Raw genomic sequence first — 2,785 nt, 5'->3', positions numbered from 1 at the left:
TAATTATACTTGATTATAGCAGTTTGACCTTGGGTAAGTTACCTCGTCCTGGGTTAATGGGATTAGGGAACAGGGATTAGGGAGTAGGGAACAGGGATTAGGGAACAGGGATTAGGGAACAGGGATTAGGGAACAGGGATTAGGGAATAGGGAAAAAATTCTGTGTACCTGATTACTATGATAAACGCTATATTTCTAAAATAGTCTCTAAATCTTGGCCAAGAAATATAATACCAATTATTCGCGCTCACAACGCTACACATCAATTTCATCTCCCCATCTCCCCATCTTCCCATCTGCATCTTTATTCCACCTTTGAAGAATTGGTCTAATTTGCAGGGAAGTGATCGGTAAAATTTAAACGTATCATTAATTTTAGGCTGATAATTCGGTACAAAAGTGAAGGTAATCGTGAATTTAAGACTTCATATTTACCTGATTTTTAAGGATGATTACGGATTGAAAAAATTAAGTCTGTTTTAACCACGAATGGATATCGAGTGCTGTCAAAGTGGCTTTTCATTCTATTATACCTATCTTTAACCTCTGATTATTAATATTTTTAGTGATGGAATAATTTAAATTAATCCTGAGATTATCCCTAAGCTTAGTATAAAGGATAGGATAACCCAAGGGAGCATATTATTCATCAGCTAAGAGAATAAACTCTATTCCTACAGTTACTAAATAATCGGCTCCGACTAATTAACAGGTTTTGAGTTAATCTTATCTTAATTAATCATTTTTTGATTTGGTAGCACCAACACTTGCGTATTAATAATATAATTAATGGTATTTTAAGTAAAATAATATATTTTTATTTGAAATAATCCTGAAAACTTTGTTGATTTTAGTAGGAATAAGTGGCTAATAAAATATAGCATATTATTCATCAGCTAAGAGAATAAACTCTATTCCTACAGTCACTACATAAACGGCTCCGAGTAATTAACAGGTTTTGATTGCATCTTACCTTAATTACTGAATCTTTTGCCTGGGAGTGCACTACACTCTGGTAATTACGACCGCCGTAATAAATATTGCTGGTGCAGGTGACGGATCTGGTTTTGTTTTGGATCTTAGTAGATCCAGACGATTCAACAGCTTATGGAAAATCTAGATGCTTGTATGCCTTCTAATTGTGGAAATTTACCAAGTTTATTAGAGCAAGCAAATCAGCTTGCAAAAAAATTAGAGGCTTCTCGAATACGAGCGTCTAGAGGTAATCCTAGTTCTCAGATGTAGTAATTCTTATGCTATTACACCATGGTTTACCCTGGATATTATGTACTTGCTTTCATTATCGCGGCTTTAATTGTTTTCAATACTATTCCTGTAGTTAAAGCGGCTGCCATCAAGTATCAGTACACGGATTTACCAGCCGAGCGTAAAGTGCATCGACAACCAATGGTGCGTTTAGGGGGAATTTCTATTTGTGCTAGCACCTTACTTGCTCTATTTTTAGTATGGAGTCTAGGAGGGTTGGCTGATTTTCCCCCTGGCGTTTCTTCAGAGGTTTGGGCAGTTGTTCTCGGCAGTTTCTGCTTTTTCTTGATTGGCGTCACCGACGACTTGGTGAGTTTATCGCCCTTAATGCGCTTGTTACTGCAAGCAGGAGTTGCTAGTGTCGCTTGGGAAATGGGGTTGCGGATTAGCGTTGTCAGTCTTCCAGGAGTGGAAATAGTACATTTAGGATGGCTCAGCTTACCCCTGACGGTGCTCTGGCTGACAGGGGTTGTCAACGCCATAAATTGGATTGATGGACTGGATGGCTTGGCTTCAGGAGTGGCTGGTATTGCTGGGGTGATGATTTTCCTCCTCAGTTTGTTCATGGGGGAAACTGAGGCAGCACTGATTAGCGCGGCATTAGTAGGGAGTTTATTAGGATTTTTGTACTACAACTTCAATCCAGCTCAAATTTTTATGGGAGATGGTGGCTCCTACTTCATCGGTTTCACTATCGCTAGTTTAAGTGTGATGGGATTGGTTAAGGATGCCGTAGCTACCACAGTCCTCTTACCCTTGCTGGTCTTGGCAGTACCCCTTTTAGACATGTCTGCTGTGATTACCCTGAGATTATGTCACGGCAGCTCACCTTTCCAGGCCGATCAACGCCATCTCCATCATCGTTTGTTAAAGGCAGGTTTGTCTCATCGAGTAACGGTGTTACTGATTTACGCCCTAACGTTATGGGTTGGCAGTTTAGCTCTAGTGTGTGTTGAGCTTCCTCGGAGTCCGGTAATTGTCGGTAGCACAACGATTTTACTGGGATTGATGATTTGGAGAGCATGGGAGTCTGTTCATCACTCTTCAACGAAGGAGACAACAGTGGAGACAAAGGAAGGGGCCTTAAACCGATGATATTGTTTCCGTTTACATCTGATTACATCTAAATGGTAAACATTTATGGCCAGATGGCCATCTTCCCATCTGGCCATCTCCCCACACTTCCCACACTTCCCACACTTGCCGCGCCCGGGCCCCACACTCCCCACACTTCTGATATTTACAACACTTTCCACACTCCCTCTCTTTCCGTTGAAAAGACTATAGGTGGACTTATGGTTCTAATTAAACAACCAAAAACATCGAAACATATGAAAAACTGCTTACCAACAACAACAGTTAGTGAGCAGTCTCTGCGGTTGTCTGTACTAACTCAGTTTTTTCCTCCTGACTATGCTGCTACTGGCCAGTTAATCCAAGAGTTGGTGATGCAATTGGGCAAACAAGGCATAGATATTAAGGTGTTTACTGGGCAACCAGGCTATGCTTTTGAGACTGA

The 2,785-nt window shown here is 40.7% G+C and carries 2 protein-coding genes and 1 pseudogene; 2 read left to right on the top strand and 1 reads right to left on the bottom strand.

All coding sequences use genetic code 11. The features are described from left to right. Positions 1–125: 125 nt before the first annotated feature. A complete protein-coding gene (locus tag F6J94_RS32595) occupies positions 126–296 on the bottom strand; it encodes a hypothetical protein (protein ID WP_293047826.1) in 171 nt (56 codons plus the stop codon). A gap of 970 nt (positions 297–1,266) precedes the next feature. On the opposite strand from F6J94_RS32595, the gene F6J94_RS32590 reads away from it, so the two are divergent. Next, entirely contained in the window at positions 1,267–2,361 is a 1,095-nt protein-coding gene (locus tag F6J94_RS32590; RefSeq protein ID WP_293047824.1) for a glycosyltransferase family 4 protein, read from the top strand. Positions 2,362–2,561: 200 nt separating this feature from the next. Continuing rightward, positions 2,562–2,785, top strand: a pseudogene (locus F6J94_RS32585) (glycosyltransferase WbuB); the annotation flags it as partial.

The organism is Moorena sp. SIO1F2, assembly GCF_010672755.1.
Lineage (GTDB): Bacteria > Cyanobacteriota > Cyanobacteriia > Cyanobacteriales > Coleofasciculaceae > Moorena.
The sequence above is the reverse complement of the archived record's forward strand: the minus strand, read 5'-3'. Positions and strand labels throughout refer to the sequence as shown.

Bases quoted from the DNA above. Each gene is read 5' to 3' on its own strand.
- F6J94_RS32595 (WP_293047826.1), bottom strand. From the start codon at position 296: ATGGGAAGATGGGGAGATGGGGAGATGAAATTGATGTGTAGCGTTGTG.
- F6J94_RS32590 (WP_293047824.1), top strand. From the start codon at position 1,267: ATGGTTTACCCTGGATATTATGTACTTGCTTTCATTATCGCGGCTTTA.